The following is a 16,144-nucleotide window of genomic DNA, read 5'->3' on the forward strand; positions in this document are numbered from 1 at the left end:
GGGTCCCGGTTGGTCGTTGGCCCCGGATACGGGATCATGGACGCAGTCCTGAGGCAGGAACAGTCGCCACACCACGGCCAGCAGGTGCGTGGGTGGCCGGTGAAGGAGGCACGCATGGCGGCCATGAAGCCGCGCACGGGTGAAGGTCCCCTCGAGGTCACCAAGGAGGGTCGCGGCCTGGTCATGCGCGTTCCGCTGGAGGGTGGCGGCCGGCTGGTCGTCGAGCTGTCCCCCGACGAGGCGACGGCCCTCTCCGAGGCGCTGAAGGGCGCAACCAGCTGAGCACCGCCGCGAGCCTGCCGCCCGGCAGCCCCGCGGACGACGTCACGGCCCCGGCCGCCGGCACCCTGCCGGCGACCGGGGCCGCGCCGTTCCCCCGGGTCGAGGTCGTCGCCGCGCTGCCGGAGCTGGGGGAGGACGACGTCCTGGCCGTGCCGGTCGGGGCGAAGGGGGCGCTGCCGGCGTGGCTCACCGCGGCCGCGGAGCCCCCGGTCGACCCGGGCTTCCTCGCCGGCGCCCTCGCCGACACCGGCAACGGCGGCAAGCCCGGCGGGATCACCAACGTGCCGGTGCCCGGCCGCCGGCCGCGCACCGTGGTCGCCGTCGGGGTCGGCGACGCCACCGTGCCGGAGCTGCGCTCCTACGTCTCGGTCGCCGTCCGCCGCAGCCAGACCCTGGCCGAGCACGGTGCGCGACGGCTGGTCCTGCCGCTGGACACCGGGGCCGCACCGGCCGGCGCCGACGAGGTGCGCGCCGCCGTCGAGACCGCCCTGCTGGCCGGCTACCGCTTCCGGGAGACCTCCGGCCCGCACCCGGTCCGGCTCGCCGCGGTGACGGTCGTCTGCGCCGACGCCGGGGACCCCGCCGTGGCCCGCGCCGGGGAGGCCGGGCAGGTGACCGCCGGGTCGGTCGCCTGGGCCCGCGACCTGGTCAACACCCCGCCGGGCACCGCGGACCCCGGCTGGCTCACCGAGCAGGCCCTCGGGCGGCTGCGCGGGCTGCCCGGCGTCACCGTCACCGTGCTCGGCCCCGCCGAGCTGGCCTTCGGCGGGTTCGGCGGGGTGCTCGCCGTCGGGGGCGGATCGGCCTCCCCGCCGCGGGTGGTGGTCGCGACGTACCGGCCGGCCGGCGGCAGCGGCCACCCGGTGCTGGTCGGCAAGGGCGTCACCTTCGACACCGGCGGCATCTCGATCAAGCCCAACGCCGGCATGCGGGACATGAAGACCGACATGGCCGGCGCCGCCGCGGTGCTGGCCGTCGTCGACGCGGCCGCACGGCTCGGGCTGCCCACGCCGGTCACCGCGGTGGCGCTGCTGGCGGAGAACACCGTCTCGGGCAGCAGCTACCGGCCGGCCGACGTCGTCCGGCACGTCGACGGGCGGACGACGGAGGTGCTGAACACCGACGCCGAGGGCCGGCTGGTGCTCGCCGACGGCCTCGCGCACGCCCGGCTGGCCCTGGGCGCGACGGTGCTGGTCGACGTCGCCACGCTCACCGGCGCCGTCCGGACGGCGCTGGGGGCGCGCACCGCCGGGCTGTACGCGAGCACCGACGGCCTGGCCGACGCGCTGCTCACCGCGGCCGGGCACGCCGGGGAGCCGTTCTGGCGGATGCCGCTGGCCGAGGAGCACGTCGGGCACCTGCGGGCGCAGCTGGACTCCGCGGTCGCCGACGCCAACAACGCCCCGGGCAACCCCGGGTCGACCACCGCCGCGCTGTTCCTGCAGGCCTTCACCGGCGGCCTGCCCTGGGCGCACCTGGACATCGCCGGCCCGGCGCGGTCGGGCAGCGACGACGCCGAGCTGGTGCGCGGCGGCACCGGCTTCGCCGCCCGCACGCTGCTGCGCTGGGTGGAGGCCGGGGCGCCGGCCGAGCTGCCGGAGCCGGTCGTCACCGACTGAGCACCCCGGCGTCCGGTTGGGCGCGGCGCGTCGTGGGCAGGGTCCCCGGAGAGCCGCGTCACCCCGATGCGACCGGTGCGAGGAGGAACGCCATGGGACTCATGGACAAGGCCAAGGACGCGATGAGCAACGAGCAGACCAGCGACAAGGTCCTCGACAAGGGCGAGCAGCTGGCCGACCAGAAGACCGGCGGCACGCACGACGCGCAGATCGACAAGGGCCGCGACCTGGCCGACGGCAAGCTCGGCACCGAGTAGCAGACCGGCGACGGCGGGACGGCGCCAGCGGGCGCCGTCCTGCGGTCGGTCGGGCAGGATCGGCGGGGTGACCGGCCCAGCAGAGCAGGACCTCCGTGGCGTCGTCTTCCCCGCGGGGGCCGACGGCCGGCGCAGCACCGCCACGCTCGGCCGGGCGGTGGTCGCCGACGCGCTGCGCCCGGTCGACCCCGCGGGCGCCCTCGCCGCCGAGCACGAGACGAACTGGCGGGCCGGGTACCTGACGCACGTCCGGCGGACCGTCGAAGCCGGGCTGGTCAGCCGGGAGGCGGCGCTGCAGGTCGCGACCGCGGGGCTGGACTCACTGCACCGCCGGATGCGGGTGGCCGGACCGGACGGCGAGACCGACCTCGCCGCCCTGGGCACCGCACCGGCCGGCCGGGAGCTGGCCACCGTCGAGGTCCACGGGGAGGCCGAGCCCGAGCGCGAGCTGTCGCTGCCCTTCGCCGGCCAGCGGCTGCGCGGCGATGCGCTGGACCGCCGGCTGACCGCCTGGGTCGACGCGGGCGTCGTCGAACCCAGCTGCGCCGACGCGGTGCGCACCGTGGCCGACCACCCGGAGTGGCTCGCGCTGCCCGGCCGCACGGTCGCCGTGCTGGGCGCGGGCGCGGAGATGGGCCCGCTCACCGCCCTGCTGCGCTGGGGTGCCCGGGTGGCCGCGGTCGACCTGCCCCGGCCGGCGCTGTGGCAGCGGGTGCTGGACACCGGCCGGCGCGGCGCCGGCACGCTGCTGGTGCCGGTCGGCGGCGCCGGGGAGACCGCCGAGCACGCCGGCGCCGACCTGATCGCCGAGGTGCCGGCCGTGGCCGACTGGCTCGTCGAGCAGCCGGGGGACCTCGTGCTCGGGGACTACGTCTACGCCGACGGCGCCACCAACGTCCGGGTCTCCGTCGCCGTCGACGCGCTCACCCTCCGGCTGGCCGGGGCGCGCCCCGAGCTGGCGCTGGCCTTCCTGGCCACCCCGACCGACGTGTTCGCCGTCCCGGCCGAGGCGGTCGAGGCCTCCGTCGCCGCCTACGCCCGGCGTTCGGCGGTCGGGAAGCTGCTGGGCCGGCCGCTGCGCACCCTGTCGGCCGGGCGGCTGCTGCGGCGCAACTACCTGCCGGGCTCCGACCCGGGGGTCAACGACAGCCTGGTGCCGCAGCAGGGCCCCAACTACGCGCTGGCCAAGCGGCTGCAGCGGTGGCGCGCCTCGGTCGCCCGGGCCGCGGGCAGCACGGTGTCGATGAACGTCGCGCCGCCCACCCGCACCCGGTCGGTCGTGAAGAACCGGGCCCTGGCCGCGGCCTACGCCGGCGCGCACCGCTTCGGGGTCGAGGTGTTCGAACCGGCGACGTCCAACGTGCTGATGGCGGCGCTGCTGGTGCACGACCTCAACACCGGCGGGGGTCCCGCGCACCCGCACCCCTGGCAGGACGAGGCCTCCGCAGCGGCGCACGGCGGGCTGTGGCGGAGCCCGTACGCCCCGCGCAGCGCCCTCGGCCTGGCCGCCGTGCTCGGCCTGGGCGCGGCCCGCAGCTGAGCTCGCTGCGGGCCGCGCCGGGCGGTCGCCCGCTCGCTGTTGGACGAGCGGCCGCGGGCCCGGGGGCAGGGGGGTCGCGGTGCACCGGTGGCGACCGGCCGTCGAGGGGAGCACCCCGTCGTGCGTCGCCGGGCACGAGCCTGGCCGGTCGCGCCGCAGCGCACCACGATCACTGCACGCACAGCAGCCCTGTACGGGTCCTGTCCGGGTCGTAGGCTCCCGGCGTGTCGCCGCCGGACCCCCGCGCCGGCTCCGCTCCGCCGGAGTCGTTCGCCGCGCTGCTCCGACGCCTGCGCGAGGCCCGGGGGCTCACCCAGGAGGAGCTCGCCGCCCGGGCGGGCCTGACCGTGCACGGGGTCAGCGCGCTGGAGCGCGGCGTCCGCCGCCGCCCGTACCCGCACACCGTCCGGTCCCTCGCCGGGGCGCTGGACAGCTCGGCGGCCGAGCGGGCGGCGCTGCTGTCCGCCGGAGCCGGCCCCGGTCCGGCCGGGACGCCCGGCCCCGGCGACCGGACCGCCGTCCTGCGGGGGCTCCCCGCGCCGGTGACCGCGCTGCTGGGCCGGGACGACGACGTGGCCGCCGTCGCGGCGGCGCTGGTCCGGTCCGACGCCCGGCTGGTGACCCTCACCGGCACCGGGGGCGTGGGCAAGACCAGGCTCGCCCTGGCCGTCGCGGAGCGCACCGCGACCCGGTTCGCCGACGGCGTCGCGTTCGTCGCGCTGGCCGCCGTGGACGACCCCGCGCTGGTGCTCCCGGCGATCGGGCGGGTCACCGGCCTGCCCACGGTGGAGGACGGCGACCTGGACGGCCGGGTGGTCGACCAGCTGCGCGGCGCCCACCTGCTGCTGGTCCTGGACAACCTCGAGCACCTGCCCGGCGCGGTGCCGGTCGTGGCCCGGCTGCTGGAGCAGTGCCCCCGGCTGGGGGTGCTGGCGACCAGCCGGGCGGCGCTGCGGCTCCGCGGCGAGTGGGAGCACGTCGTCCACCCGCTGGCGCTGCCGCCGACGGCGCCCCGGGACCTCACCCAGGTCGCCTCGGCCCCGGCCGGTGCGCTGCTGCTGGACCGGGCGCGGGCGGTGTCGCCCGAGTTCGGCAGCGGTCCGGGAGGCGCGGCCGCGGTGGCGGCGCTGTGCCGCCGGCTGGCCGGGATCCCGCTGGCCCTGGAGCTCGCCGCCGCCCGCGCCCGGGTGCTGGACGCCGCCGCCCTGCTGGAGCGGCTGGACGACGCGATGAGCCGGGACGGCGCCGCGGACCTCCCGCCGCGGCAGCGCACCATGCGCGCCACGCTGGACTGGAGCCACCGGCTGCTCGACCCGGCCGACCGGCTGCTGCTGCAGCGGCTGGCGGTGTTCACCGGCGGCTGCACGCTGGAGGCCGTCGAGGCGGTCGCCGCCGACCTCGCCGACCCCCTCGGGTCGCTGGAGCGGCTGGTCGAGCACTCGCTGGTCGAGGTGTCCGGGGAGGGCGGGGCGCGCCGCTACGGGATGCTCGAACCGGTCCTGCAGTTCGCCCGGTCGCTGCTCGACGAGCAGGAGGCCCGCCGGGCGCGGACCGCGCACGCGGCCTTCTACCTCGACCTCGCCGAGCAGGCGGCACCCGGCTACCAGGGCGCCGAGCAGGTGGGCTGGCTGGACCGGGCGGAGCGGGACGCGGCCAACCTGGCCGCCGCCGTGGAGTGGTGGCTGCAGGCCGGCGACGGCGCCCGGGCCGGCCGGATGGCGTGGGCGCTGTGGCTGTTCTGGTGGCTCCGCGGCCGTCTCCGGCAGGGCCGCCGGCTGGCCGAGGCCGCGCTCGAGCAGGACCAGCCGGCCGAGGTGCGGGTGCGGACCGTGCTCACCGCCGCGTCGATGGCCTTCGCCCAGGGCGACCTGCCGCACAGCGGGGCGCGGTGGGCCGAGGCCGCGGACCTGGCGGTGGCCAGCGGGGACGTCGAGGGCCAGGCCTACGCCTTCGCCGGCCAGGGCCTGGCCGCGCTCGGCAGCGGCGCCCCGGACCGGGCCGAGCCGTTCTTCGCCGCGGCGCTGGCCGTCGCCGAGCAGGCCGGACCGGCGGCCGACTGGGTCGCGGCGCTGACCCACGTGTGGCTGGGCACGGTCCGGCAGGTCTCCGGCGACCCGCGCGGCGCCGTCCCGCACATCGAGCGGGGGCTGGCCTCCGCCCGCCGCCGCGGTGACCGGCTGGCGACCTACGTCGCGCTCTTCGGGCTGGTGCAGGCCGAGCTCGCCGAGGGGCGGCCGGCGGCCGCGCGGGAGCACCTCGTGGAGGGCATCGAGCTCTCCGAGCAGACCGGCGACCTGGCCAACCTGGCGTTCTTCGTGGAGAGCCTGGCCGTGGTGGAGGGGGCGGCCGGTGCGCACGACCGGGCGGCGGTGCTGCTGGGCGCGGCGCACGGGCTGCGCGAGCGGGTCGGCTCGGAGGTCTACGGCTACTACCTCCCCGACCCGGCGCTGCGGTCGCGGGCCGAGGCGCAGGCACGCGCCGCGCTGGGTGATCCCGCTGTCGAGGACGCGCTCGCCACCGGGCAGGACCTCGACGTCCCGGCCGTCCTGGCGCTCGCCCTCCGCCGGGGCACCCCGACCGGCTGACCCGGCTCCTCGGGGTCGGGGCTCGGGGACGGTTCAGGGTCGGGTCAGGGCGCTCCCCGATGGTCTCGGCCCCGGCGCGTCGACAGGCTCGTCGTCATGGACACCACACCTCCCCGGCCCGCCCGGAGCGCCCGATGATCGTCGCCCGCGGGCTCACCAAGACCTTCGGCCCCAAGGTGGCGGTCGACGACCTGAGCTTCACCGTCGAGCCCGGCCGGGTCACCGGCTTCCTCGGCCCGAACGGTGCCGGCAAGTCGACGACGATGCGCATGGTGCTCGGCCTGGACCGGCCGACCGCCGGCAGCGTCACCGTGAACGGCCACTCCTACGCCGACTCGCCGGCGCCGCTCCGCGAGGTCGGCGCGCTGCTCGAGGCCCGGGCGCTGCACCCCGGCCGCACCGCCCGCAACCACCTGCGCTGGCTGGCCGCGAGCAACGGCATCCCGCGCACCCGGATCGACGAGGTGCTCGACCTCGTCGGCCTGGACGCCGTCGCCGACCAGCGGGTCGGCCGGTTCTCCCTGGGCATGGGCCAGCGACTGGGCATCGCGGTGGCGCTGCTCGGCGAGCCGCCGGTCGTCGTCCTCGACGAGCCGGTCAACGGCCTGGACCCCGAGGGCATCCGCTGGGTGCGCACCCTCGCCCGGGAGCTGGCCGGCCAGGGCCGGACGGTGCTGGTCTCCAGCCACCTGATGTCGGAGATGGCGCTCACCGCCGACCACCTGCTCGTGGTCGGGCGCGGCCGGATGCTCGCCGACTGCTCGATGGCCGCGTTCATCGCCGACCACGCCGCCTCCTACGTGCGCGTGCGCAGCCCCCGTCCCGGCGACGTCGAGGCGCTGCTGCGCGGGCGCGGCCTGGAGGTCGACCGGCAGGGCGCCGAGCTCCGGGTGCAGGGGCTGGACGCCGCCCGCATCGGCGAGCTGGTCGGCGGGGCGGGGCTCCTGCTGCACGAGCTGACCCTGGTGCAGTCCTCGCTGGAGGACGCCTTCATGACCCTCACCGCCGACAGCGTGGAGTACTCCACCCACCCCGCTCCCCAGGAAGCGCAGGCCACCCGATGATCGACACCGTCGCCCTCGACCCGAACCGGCACGTCCCCGGCGCGCGCCAGCACCCCCGGTTCGCCGACACGCTGCACGCCGAGTGGGTCAAGCTGTGGAGCGTCCGGTCGACCCGCTGGTCGCTGGCGCTGCTGTTCCTGCTCGGCGCCGGGCTGACCACGCTGGTCTGCTGGGCCGCGGCCGACGCGATCGCCTCCGGGGAGGCCGGGGAGGCGGCGGGCTCGTTCCTCACCTGGGGCCTGATCTTCTCCCAGCTCACCGCGCTGGCGCTGGGCACGCTGGTGGTCACCAGCGAGTACGGCACCGGGATGATGCGGGCCAGCATCACCGCCGTCCCGCGGCGCGGCGCGATCGTGGCGGCCAAGGCGCTCGTGGTGAGCGGCGTGCTGTTCGTCGCCGGCCTGGTCACCGCGGTCGCCGGGTACCTGGGCGGCAACTGGTTCCTCGACCGGGCGGGCGTGGGGCTGGCGCTGTCCGACGACGGCGTGCTGCGGGCGCTGCTCGGCAACGGGCTGTTCCTCGCCGGGCTGGGCCTGTTCGCCGTCGCCACCGGGCTGCTCGTCCGGAACACCGGCGCGGCGCTGACGATCGGCATGGGCCTGGTCCTGGTGGTCGGCCAGCTGGCCTACGCGCTGCCCGGCACCTGGGGCGAGTGGGTGGCCAAGCTGCTGCCCGGCAACGCAGGCGGCTCGGTCGCGATGGTGCAGCCCTTCACCGGGGTGGCCCTGGCCCCGTGGACCGGGTTCGCGGTGTTCGCCGCCGAGATCGCCGCCCTGCTCCTGGCCGCGACCCTGGTGTTCCGGCGCCGCGACGCCTGAAGGAGGACCCCGAGGGAGGACCCCGCCGCACGGACGCGGCGGGGTCCTCCGTCACGCCGGCCCGACCAGGCCGGCGACGATCTCGGCGGACAGCAGCACCAGCGGCAGCCCGCCACCGGGGTGGGCCGAGCCGCCCACCAGGTAGAGCCCGGGCAGCGGCGAGGCGTTCGCCGGCCGCAGGAACGCCGCCCGGGCGCCGTTGCTCGAGGTGCCGTAGATGGAGCCCCCGGGGCTGCCGGTCTCCCGCTCCAGGTCGGCGGGGGTGCGCACCACCCGCCAGCGGACCCGGTGCCGGACGTCCAGCCCCCGCTCGGCCAGGACCGCCAGCACCCGGTCGGCGTAGCCGTCGGCGAGCCCCGGGGCGTCCCAGTCGACGCCGCTGCCGGGCTCGTGGCGGGGTGCGTTGACCAGCACGAACCACGACTCGCTGGCCGCGTCGGGCCGGGTCGCCGGGTCGTCGGGGGCGCTGACGTAGACCGTCGGGTCCTCGACCGGCCGCTTCGGCCCGCGCCGGCCGAACAGCGCGTCGAACTCGGCGTCGTAGCGCTCCGGGAACAGCACGGTGTGGTGCGCCAGACCCGGCGTCCGGCCGTCGAGCGCGAGCAGCAGGACGAACCCGGAGAACGAGGGCTCGACCCGGCGCAGCGCCGCCCGGGCCCGGCGCACCGGCGCCCGGCGGGGGAGCAGCCGGCCGTACAGGGCGGCGGCGTCGGCGTTGCAGACGACGACGTCGGCCGGCAGCCGCTCGCCGTCGGCCAGCCGCACCCCGGCCGCGCGCCCGCCGTCCACCAGCACCTCGGCCACCGCGGCGCCGGTGCGGACGACGGCGCCGCGTTCCACCGCCCGCTCGGCGACCGCCTCCGGCAGCCGGCGCAGCCCGCCGCGGACGTACCAGGAGCCGAAGGCCTGCTCAACCCACGGCACGGTCAGCAGCGCGGCGGGCGCCCACCGGGGGTCCGAGCCGGAGTAGGTGGCGTAGCGGTCCAGCAGCATCCGCAGCCGCGGGTCGGTGAGGTACCCGCGGCCGACGCCGCGCAGCGTCCGCCCGGGCGCGATGGTGCGCAGGTCGGCGGTCCGCCGGGCCATCCGGGCCAGCGTCGCCGCGCCGGCCAGCGGCGAGCGGAGGAACGGCTGCTCGGTCGCCCGCCACATCGCCTCGGCGCGGGTCAGCAGCGCCGACCACTGGGCGCCGCGCCCGGCGCCGAGGTCGTCGTCCAGCCGGGCGGCGATCCCGTCGAGCCGGCCGGGCACCGCGGTCGTCGTCCCGTCGGCGAACCGGTAGGCGACGGCCGGGTCGAGCCGCTGCAGGTCCAGCACGTCGGCCAGCGGCGCCCCGGTCGCGGCGAAGAGGTCCGCCAGGACCTGGGGGAGGGTGACCAGGCTCGGCCCGGTGTCGAAGCCGTGCCCGTCGCGGGCGTACCAGCCGAGCTTGCCGCCGACCTGCGGCGCCGCCTCGACCACGGTCACCGCGTGACCGCCGGCGGCCAGCCGGGCCGCAGCCGCCAGCCCGCCGAGACCCGCACCGACGACGACGACCCGGGCCACGCCGCCCACGGTAGCCAGCCGGCCGGCGGGGTCACCGGCCTCCCTCGTCCGGGTGGGGGACCGAACCGGGCGCCCACCCTCCGACGAAGGAGGGGACGAGGCCGCACCGGCCTCCTGCGGCGGGTGAGCCCCCGCGCAGCAGCTGCTGACCCCTGGAGGGCCTCGTGTCGACCCACTCCGCCACCGGCCGGGCACCGTCCGGCACCACCGACCTGCTCCGGCTGGCCGCCCGCGTCGTCGGGGCGGTCTTCCTCCTCGTCGGCGTGCTCGGCTTCGTGCCCGGCATCACGACCCATTACGGCGACATGAGCGCCGCCGGCCACCACTCGATGGCCATGCTGCTGGGCATCTTCCAGGTGTCGGTGCTGCACAACGTCGTGCACCTGCTCTTCGGGGTGGCCGGGCTCGCGCTGTCGCGCAGCTGGGTCGGCGCCCGGGCGTACCTGGTCGTCGGCGGCGTCGTCTACCTCGTGCTCTGGGTGTACGGGCTGGTCGTGGACATGGGCAGCCAGGCCAACTTCGTCCCGCTGAACAGCGCGGACAACTGGCTGCACCTGCTGCTCGGCGTCGGCATGATCGGCCTGGGCGTCGGGCTCTCCCGCCGGCGCGGCGTCCGCGCCTGATCCGGGGTGCGCTGGTCGTCGTCCCCCCTCCCGGGCACGACGACCAGCGCACGACCGTCAGTGCAGGTCGCGGCGGCTGAACAGGACGACGCCCACGCCGACGACCGCCGCGGTGACCAGGGTCAGGAAGACCGCCGCCTGGCCGCTGCCCAGCAGGTACTCGACCGGCTGGTAGGCGCCCTGGGCGTCGACGCGGTCGCCGAGGTACAGCGTCAGACCGTCGGGGAGCACCAGCGCCGCGGCGTTGTTCGTCAGCAGCCACGGCTGCCAGGCCGGCCGGAGGGCCCGGACGGCGTTCTCCACGATCGCGACGTAGACGAACGCGACACCGGTCGCCGCGCCGGTGTTGCGCAGCAGGTTGGTCAGCCCGAACCCGAGCAGCCCGCCGACCACCGTGAGCAGCACGCCGCGGCCCTGCGTCCCGAGCAGCTCGGACCAGAAGCCCGCCGGCGGGGTCACCCCGTCGCCGACCACCGCCTGCAGCAGCGTCGCCAGGCCGAGCCACAGCGCCTGCGCCAGCAGCCCGAGCACGGCCGCGGCGACCGCGGTGACCAGCAGCTTGGCGGCCATCACCCGCGGACGGCGGGTCTCCCAGAACAGCAGCGCCACCATCGACCGGGTGGACCACTCGGCGCCCACGAAGGTGCCGCCGACGAGGAAGGCCAGCGCCGCGGCGAGCGCGGCCACCGACACCGCGCCGGTGGTGCCGTCCGCGGACAGCGAGAACGGCTCCGGCTCGAGGAACAGCGACAGCGGCAGCTGGTCCGCGGTCGCCGGTGGGCCGCACCAGTCGTCGGGGGCGACGTCGGCCGGGCGGAGCGGGTCGGCCAGGCACTGCTCCCGGCCCTGGTCGGCCAGCTCGATCTGCTCCTGCTGGGTGGCCCGGGCCTCGGCCAGCCGCTCCGGGGTCGGGGTCTCGAAGGCCACCAGCGAGACGACCAGGGCTGTCACCCAGCCGGCCAGCGCGAGCAGCAGCAGCACCCGGATGGACCGGCGGGCCAGGAAGCGGTGGGCCTCGGCGCGCAGCAGCCCGCTGAACGGCCCGGCCGGCGCGGCCGGCGGCGGGGTGAGCACGGCGCTCACGCGGGTTCCGCCGTCAACGCCAGGAACGCGCTCTCCAGGTCCGCGGCCACCGGCGTCAGCTCCTCGAGGTAGTGGCCGTGCTCGGCGAGCAGCCGGGTGACCTCGCCGGGGGCGCGCACCGCGGAGACCAGCAGCGCGTCGTCGGCGGGGCGGACCCGGTACCCGGCCGCGGTGAGCACCGCGGCCGCGGCGGCGCGGTCGGGCACCCGCAGCCGCACGTCACCGGAGGAGCGGCCGGCGAGCACCTCGCGGACCGGGCCGGAGGCGATGCACCGCCCGCGCGCCATGATCGACACCGAGTCGGCGACCTGCTCGATCTCGGCCAGCAGGTGCGAGCTGAGCAGCACCGTCGTCGAGCCGTCGGAGCCCAGCCGCCGGATGAGCTCGCGCACGTCCTTGATCCCGGCCGGGTCCAGCCCGTTGCTCGGCTCGTCGAGGACGAGCAGCGCCGGGCGCTTGAGCAGGGCGGCGGCGATGCCCAGCCGCTGCTTCATGCCGAGGGAGTAGCCGCCGAACCGGTCGTCGGCGCGGTCGCGCAGCGCGACGACGTCGAGCACCTCGTCGACCCGGCCGCGGGGCAGGCCGGCCGTCTCGGCCAGCAGCCGCAGGTTGCGCCGGCCGGAGAAGCCGGGGAAGAACAGCGGCGTCTCGACCAGCGCGCCGACGCCGCCGATCACCTCGGGGAGCCCCGCGGGCACCGGCCGGTCCAGCAGCCGCACCTCGCCGGCGTCGGCCCGGACCAGCCCGAGCAGCACGCGGATCGTCGTCGTCTTGCCCGAGCCGTTGGGGCCGAGGAAGCCGTGCACGCCGCCGGACCCGACGACCAGGTGCAGGTCGTCCAGCGCCTTCTGCGGCGGCCTGCCCCGCCGGGTGTAGCTCTTGCTCACCGCGTGCAGCTCGACGGCCGGCACCAGGGCCTCCTCGGGAGTGGACGGACGCTGCACCGTGGCACAGCGGCCGCCCCGGGGGAACCGCATCCGCAGGCGTGTCCGGCCCCTGGCAGGCTGCCGGGATGCCCTCGCTGCCCGCCCTGGCCCGCCGCGCCGACGCCGCCACCCGCGAGCTGCTCTCCAGGGCGGCCCGTCGGGCCGGCTGGACGCCGACCGTGCTCGCCCATCCCGGCTACGGCAGCGGAGGCCGGGTGCGGGTGCTCGGCCGGGTGCTGCTCGCCCCGGCCGCGGCCCACCCGGAGGACCGGCGGGCGGTGCCCGGCTGGCAGCGGTTCCTGACCCTGGAGAGCGCGGCCGCGGAGGTGGTCGTCGAGGTCGCCGGCACCCGCTCGGTGGTGCGCAGCGACGACGACGGGCTGATCGACGCGACGCTGACCCTGGAGCTGCCCGACGTCGGTGCGCTGCCGGTGCGGCTGACCGCGGGGGAGCGCAGCTCCGCGGCGGTGGTCCACCTGGCCTCGCCGGACGCCGCGCGCGGCGTGGTGTGCGACATCGACGACACCGTGCTGGTCACCGGGATCGCCACGCCGCTGCGGGCCGCCTGGCGCACCTTCGTGCTGCCGATGACCCGGCGGGAGCCGGTGCCGGGGATGGCCCGGCTGCTGCGCGAGCTGACCTCCGGGGCGCCGCACGTGCCGGTGGTCTACCTGAGCAACGGGCCGTGGAACCTGGCTGGCCCCCTGGCCCGGTTCCTGGAGGCGCACGACTTCCCGCCCGGCGCGCTGCTGCTCACCGACTGGGGCCCGACCCCGACCCGCTGGTTCCGCGACGGGCAGGCGCACAAGCGGGCCTCGCTGCAGCGGCTGGCCGACGACCTGCCCGGCGTGCGCTGGACGCTGGTCGGCGACACCTCTGAGCACGACCCCGCGCTGTACGGGGAGTTCGCCCGGGCCCGGCCGGACCGGGTGCGTGCCGTGCTGCTGCGGGACACGGCGGCCCCGGCCCGCGTCGAGCACCTCGGGTCGGTGCCGGTGGTCTACGGCCCGGACGGCGACGCCATCGCCGCAGCACTGCCCGACTGAACGATGCGAAGGACCTACCTGCCCCCCATCGCTCGCAGGCTCGCGCGGGCCCCTGCAGGCAGGCCGAACAACTGCGCCACAGCGGCGTCCGAGGCGGCCAGCGCCGCCCGGTCGAACGTGCTGCTGGAGGCGACCAGCTCGGCCGCCCCGGTGCGCTCGAGCAGCTGGTCCAGCCGGCTCCCCACCTGCGCCGCGGTTCCGGCGACCGCCCCGGCCGCGGTCTGCTCGAGGTACTGCTGCTGCCGCGGCGTCCGGTCGCGCGACCGGACCGCGGCCACCGGCTCGAGCGCGGGGAAGGCGCCGGTCGTGCGGGCCTGCGCCATCGCCCAGGCCTCCGGCAGCAGGAGGTCGGCGGCCTCGGCGGCGGTGTCGGCGACCAGCACGTCGAGGCTGATCGCCACCCGCGGCTCGGGCTGCTGCGCCGAGGGCCGGAACGCCCGGCGGTACCCGGCCAGCGCGGCCAGCCCCGGCTCGGGGTCGCCGGCCACGCCGAGCAGCGGACCGCCGACCACGACCGGCAGGCCCAGCTCGGCGGCGACCTGCAGCCCGCGGCCGGTGGCCAGCACGAACAGCGGGACGGCGCCGGCGGGCTGCGGGTGCAGGGTGATGTCCGCCGTCCCGGTGAGGTGGCCGCGCAGCTCGGCGAGGTCGGCGGCGAAGTCCCGCTCGGTCTCGCGCAGCGCCCGGCGCACCGGCGGGGTGAAGCCGGGGGAGCGGCCCAGCCCCAGGTCGACCCGGTCGGGGGCGAAGGCGCTCACGGTGGCGAACTGCTCGGCGACCACCAGCGGCTGGTGGTGCGGCAGCATCACCCCGGCGGAGCCGAGCCGGATCGTCGTCGTCCGCCCGGCGACCGCGGCGAGCAGCACGGCCGGCGCGGACCCGGCGATGCCGGGCACGCCATGGTGCTCGGCGACCCAGAACCGGCGGTAGCCGAGCCGCTCGGCCGCCTCGGCGCGCGCCACCGCACCGGTGAGCGCCGCGGCGTCGGGCTCACCGGCCCGTGTCCGCGCGCGGTCGAGCAACGAGAGCTGCATCAGAAGGCGTACCGGACGCGCAGCCAGGGGGCGTGCTGGGCGATGAGCTGCTGGATGCGGTCGACCCCGGCGCGCTTGACGTCGTTGCGGTAGCGGACGTTGAGCATGCCGTTCTGGCTGACCTTGGGCTGCTGCAGCTCCGGGCGCCAGAGCACCTCCTCGGCCTGCGGGTGCCAGCCCAGGTTGACCTCGTGCAGCTGCTCGTTGTGGGTCAGCATGATCACCTCGGTGGCCGCCTGGGCCTTCGCGGCGTCGGAGAGCTCGTCGTCGAGCTGCTGGAGCAGCGCCGTCCAGTCGGCCTCCCAGCCCTCGCGCAGCACGACGGGGGAGAAGTTGAGGTGCACCTCGTAGCCGGCCGCCACGAAGTCGTCGATCGCGGCGATCCGCTCGTCGACCCGGCTGGTGCGCACGTCGAGCAGCTTGGCGTCGGCGTCGGGCATGAGGGAGAACCGCACCCGGGTCCGGCCCTGCGGGTCCAGCTCGAGCAGCTGCCGGTTGACGTACTTGGTGGCGAAGGACGCCTTCGCCGTCGGCAGCGTCCGGAAGGTGGCGACCAGGTCGGCGATGTTGTCGCTGACCAGCGCGTCGACCGAGCAGTCGCTGTTCTCGCCGAGGTCGTAGACCCAGTCGAACGGGTCGCACTCGTTGGGCTCGGGCTTCACGCCCTGCCGGGCGACGTGCCGCTGCACGGCCCGGGTGATCTGGTCGATGTTGGTGAAGACGGTGATCGGGTTGGCGTAGCCCTTGCGCCGCGGCACGTAGCAGTAGGCGCAGGCCATCGCGCAGCCGTTGGCGGTGGAGGGGGCGATGAAGTCCGCCGAGCGCCCGTTGGGCCGCACCGACACCGACTTCTTGACGCCGAGCACCAGCGTCTCGGTCTTGACCCGCACCCAGCGCTCGACGTTGCCCTCGTTGCCGTGCAGGTCGGGGATCTGCCAGTGCGAGGGGACCTCGACCAGTTCGGCGTCGGGGAAGCGGGCGAGCACCTGCCGGCCGCGGGGCGAGGCAGCGGCGGCGGGTTCGGCGTAGACGGTGCGCACCTGCAGCAGCCGGTTCACCACCGGGGTCTCGGCCGGGACGACGTCGTCGAAGAGGGTCAGGGCGTCCGTCACGAGGTGTGCAGCGCCGCCCGGACCTGCGCTGTTCCACCCGGACGGCGTGGCGGGCCGCGCACGTCCGTCCCCAGCCGGGGCTGTCGGGCCGGGGGCCGCGCTGCCCGCCGCCCGCAGGCCTGACGCAGCGGGGCACAGCCGACCCCTAGGCTCGCACCGCTCCGCCGTCCCGACCCCGGAGGTCCTCTGTGCTGGCCAGCATCGGATACGCCGTCGCCTACACCGGCGTCGGCATCCTGCTCCTCATGGCGGGCGCGTTCGCGCTCGACCTGCTCACCCCCGGGCACCTCGCCCGGCACATCTACGAGGAACGGTCGGTCAACGCCGCGATCGCCCTCGCGGCCGGGTTCCTCGGGCAGGGGGCGATCGCCTTCACGAGCATCTGGACCAACGCCACCAGCGGCTTCGGGACGGCGCTGAGCTACACCGTCGCCTTCGGGGTGGTCGGCGTGGGCCTGCAGGTCGTCGCGTTCGTGGTGCTGGACCTGCTCACCCCGGGCAAGCTCGGCCACACGCTCATGCAGGTGCCCTTCCACCCGGCCAGCCTGGTGACCGCCGCCTCGACGCTGGCCGTCTCGGCGATCATCGTCGCCTCGATCTGGCCCTGACG

15 protein-coding genes are annotated in these 16,144 nt (G+C 77.0%); 10 read left to right on the forward strand and 5 right to left on the reverse strand.

Translation table 11 applies throughout. The features are described from left to right. Window positions 1-114: 114 nt before the first annotated feature. The 7 genes from MODMU_RS27550 to MODMU_RS05615 all read left to right on the forward strand — a co-directional run bounded on the left by MODMU_RS27550 (window position 115) and on the right by MODMU_RS05615 (window position 8,165). Window positions 115-282, forward strand: coding sequence for a DUF3117 domain-containing protein (locus MODMU_RS27550; protein WP_081807929.1), 168 nt, complete (start codon window positions 115-117; stop codon window positions 280-282). Window positions 283-431: 149 nt separating this feature from the next. Next, window positions 432-1,901 carry a leucyl aminopeptidase family protein gene (locus MODMU_RS05595; RefSeq protein ID WP_014739219.1) on the forward strand — a complete coding sequence of 490 codons (1,470 nt, stop codon included), beginning with the start codon at window positions 432-434 and terminating at the stop codon, window positions 1,899-1,901. A 92-nt stretch (window positions 1,902-1,993) separates the two neighbouring features. Further along, window positions 1,994-2,158: an antitoxin gene (locus MODMU_RS27555; protein ID WP_014739220.1), complete on the forward strand. Its 165-nt coding sequence runs from the start codon at window positions 1,994-1,996 to the stop codon at window positions 2,156-2,158. A gap of 67 nt (window positions 2,159-2,225) precedes the next feature. Continuing rightward, on the forward strand, window positions 2,226-3,698 hold the full coding sequence (locus tag MODMU_RS05600) for a hypothetical protein (protein WP_014739221.1): 1,473 nt from the start codon (window positions 2,226-2,228) through the stop codon (window positions 3,696-3,698). Window positions 3,699-3,922: 224 nt separating this feature from the next. Continuing rightward, complete coding sequence (locus MODMU_RS26765; protein WP_014739222.1) at window positions 3,923-6,283, forward strand: ATP-binding protein; 2,361 nt, start codon at window positions 3,923-3,925, stop codon at window positions 6,281-6,283. 134 nt (window positions 6,284-6,417) lie between these two features. After that, on the forward strand, window positions 6,418-7,347 hold the full coding sequence (locus MODMU_RS05610; protein WP_014739223.1) for an ABC transporter ATP-binding protein: 930 nt from the start codon (window positions 6,418-6,420) through the stop codon (window positions 7,345-7,347). Continuing rightward, window positions 7,344-8,165, forward strand: coding sequence for an ABC-2 transporter permease (locus MODMU_RS05615; RefSeq protein ID WP_014739224.1), 822 nt, complete (start codon window positions 7,344-7,346; stop codon window positions 8,163-8,165). Before MODMU_RS05610 ends, MODMU_RS05615 begins: the two co-directional genes overlap by 4 nt. 51 nt (window positions 8,166-8,216) lie before the next feature. On the opposite strand, the gene MODMU_RS05620 is transcribed toward MODMU_RS05615, so the two are convergent. After that, window positions 8,217-9,710 (reverse strand): phytoene desaturase family protein, encoded by a 1,494-nt coding sequence (locus MODMU_RS05620; RefSeq protein ID WP_041796009.1) that lies wholly within the window; start codon window positions 9,708-9,710, stop codon window positions 8,217-8,219. Window positions 9,711-9,874: 164 nt separating this feature from the next. Between MODMU_RS05620 and MODMU_RS05625 the strand changes: the two genes are divergently transcribed. Then, complete coding sequence (locus MODMU_RS05625; protein WP_014739226.1) at window positions 9,875-10,333, forward strand: DUF4383 domain-containing protein; 459 nt, start codon at window positions 9,875-9,877, stop codon at window positions 10,331-10,333. Between the two features lie 57 nt (window positions 10,334-10,390). Here MODMU_RS05625 and MODMU_RS05630 read toward each other — a convergent pair whose 3' ends face one another. Next, on the reverse strand, window positions 10,391-11,416 hold the full coding sequence (locus tag MODMU_RS05630; protein ID WP_041794991.1) for an ABC transporter permease subunit: 1,026 nt from the start codon (window positions 11,414-11,416) through the stop codon (window positions 10,391-10,393). Further along, window positions 11,413-12,327 carry an ABC transporter ATP-binding protein gene (locus MODMU_RS05635; RefSeq protein ID WP_014739228.1) on the reverse strand — a complete coding sequence of 305 codons (915 nt, stop codon included), beginning with the start codon at window positions 12,325-12,327 and terminating at the stop codon, window positions 11,413-11,415. The genes MODMU_RS05630 and MODMU_RS05635 overlap by 4 nt, the downstream gene beginning before the upstream one ends. Before the next feature lie 101 nt (window positions 12,328-12,428). On the opposite strand from MODMU_RS05635, the gene MODMU_RS05640 reads away from it, so the two are divergent. Next, window positions 12,429-13,388 carry an App1 family protein phosphatidate phosphatase gene (locus MODMU_RS05640; protein ID WP_014739229.1) on the forward strand — a complete coding sequence of 320 codons (960 nt, stop codon included), beginning with the start codon at window positions 12,429-12,431 and terminating at the stop codon, window positions 13,386-13,388. A 14-nt stretch (window positions 13,389-13,402) separates the two neighbouring features. On the opposite strand, the gene MODMU_RS05645 is transcribed toward MODMU_RS05640, so the two are convergent. Both MODMU_RS05645 and MODMU_RS05650 read right to left on the reverse strand, forming a co-directional pair. After that, entirely contained in the window at window positions 13,403-14,422 is a 1,020-nt protein-coding gene (locus tag MODMU_RS05645) for an MsnO8 family LLM class oxidoreductase (protein WP_014739230.1), read from the reverse strand. After that, complete coding sequence (locus MODMU_RS05650; protein ID WP_014739231.1) at window positions 14,422-15,534, reverse strand: spore photoproduct lyase family protein; 1,113 nt, start codon at window positions 15,532-15,534, stop codon at window positions 14,422-14,424. The genes MODMU_RS05645 and MODMU_RS05650 overlap by 1 nt, the downstream gene beginning before the upstream one ends. 188 nt (window positions 15,535-15,722) lie before the next feature. Here MODMU_RS05650 and MODMU_RS05655 point away from each other — a divergent pair, with 188 nt between their 5' ends. Beyond that, a complete protein-coding gene (locus MODMU_RS05655; RefSeq protein ID WP_014739232.1) occupies window positions 15,723-16,142 on the forward strand; it encodes a DUF350 domain-containing protein in 420 nt (139 codons plus the stop codon). Window positions 16,143-16,144: the final 2 nt, after the last annotated feature.

This window comes from Modestobacter italicus, from assembly GCF_000306785.1.
In the GTDB taxonomy this organism is placed as follows: domain Bacteria; phylum Actinomycetota; class Actinomycetes; order Mycobacteriales; family Geodermatophilaceae; genus Modestobacter; species Modestobacter italicus.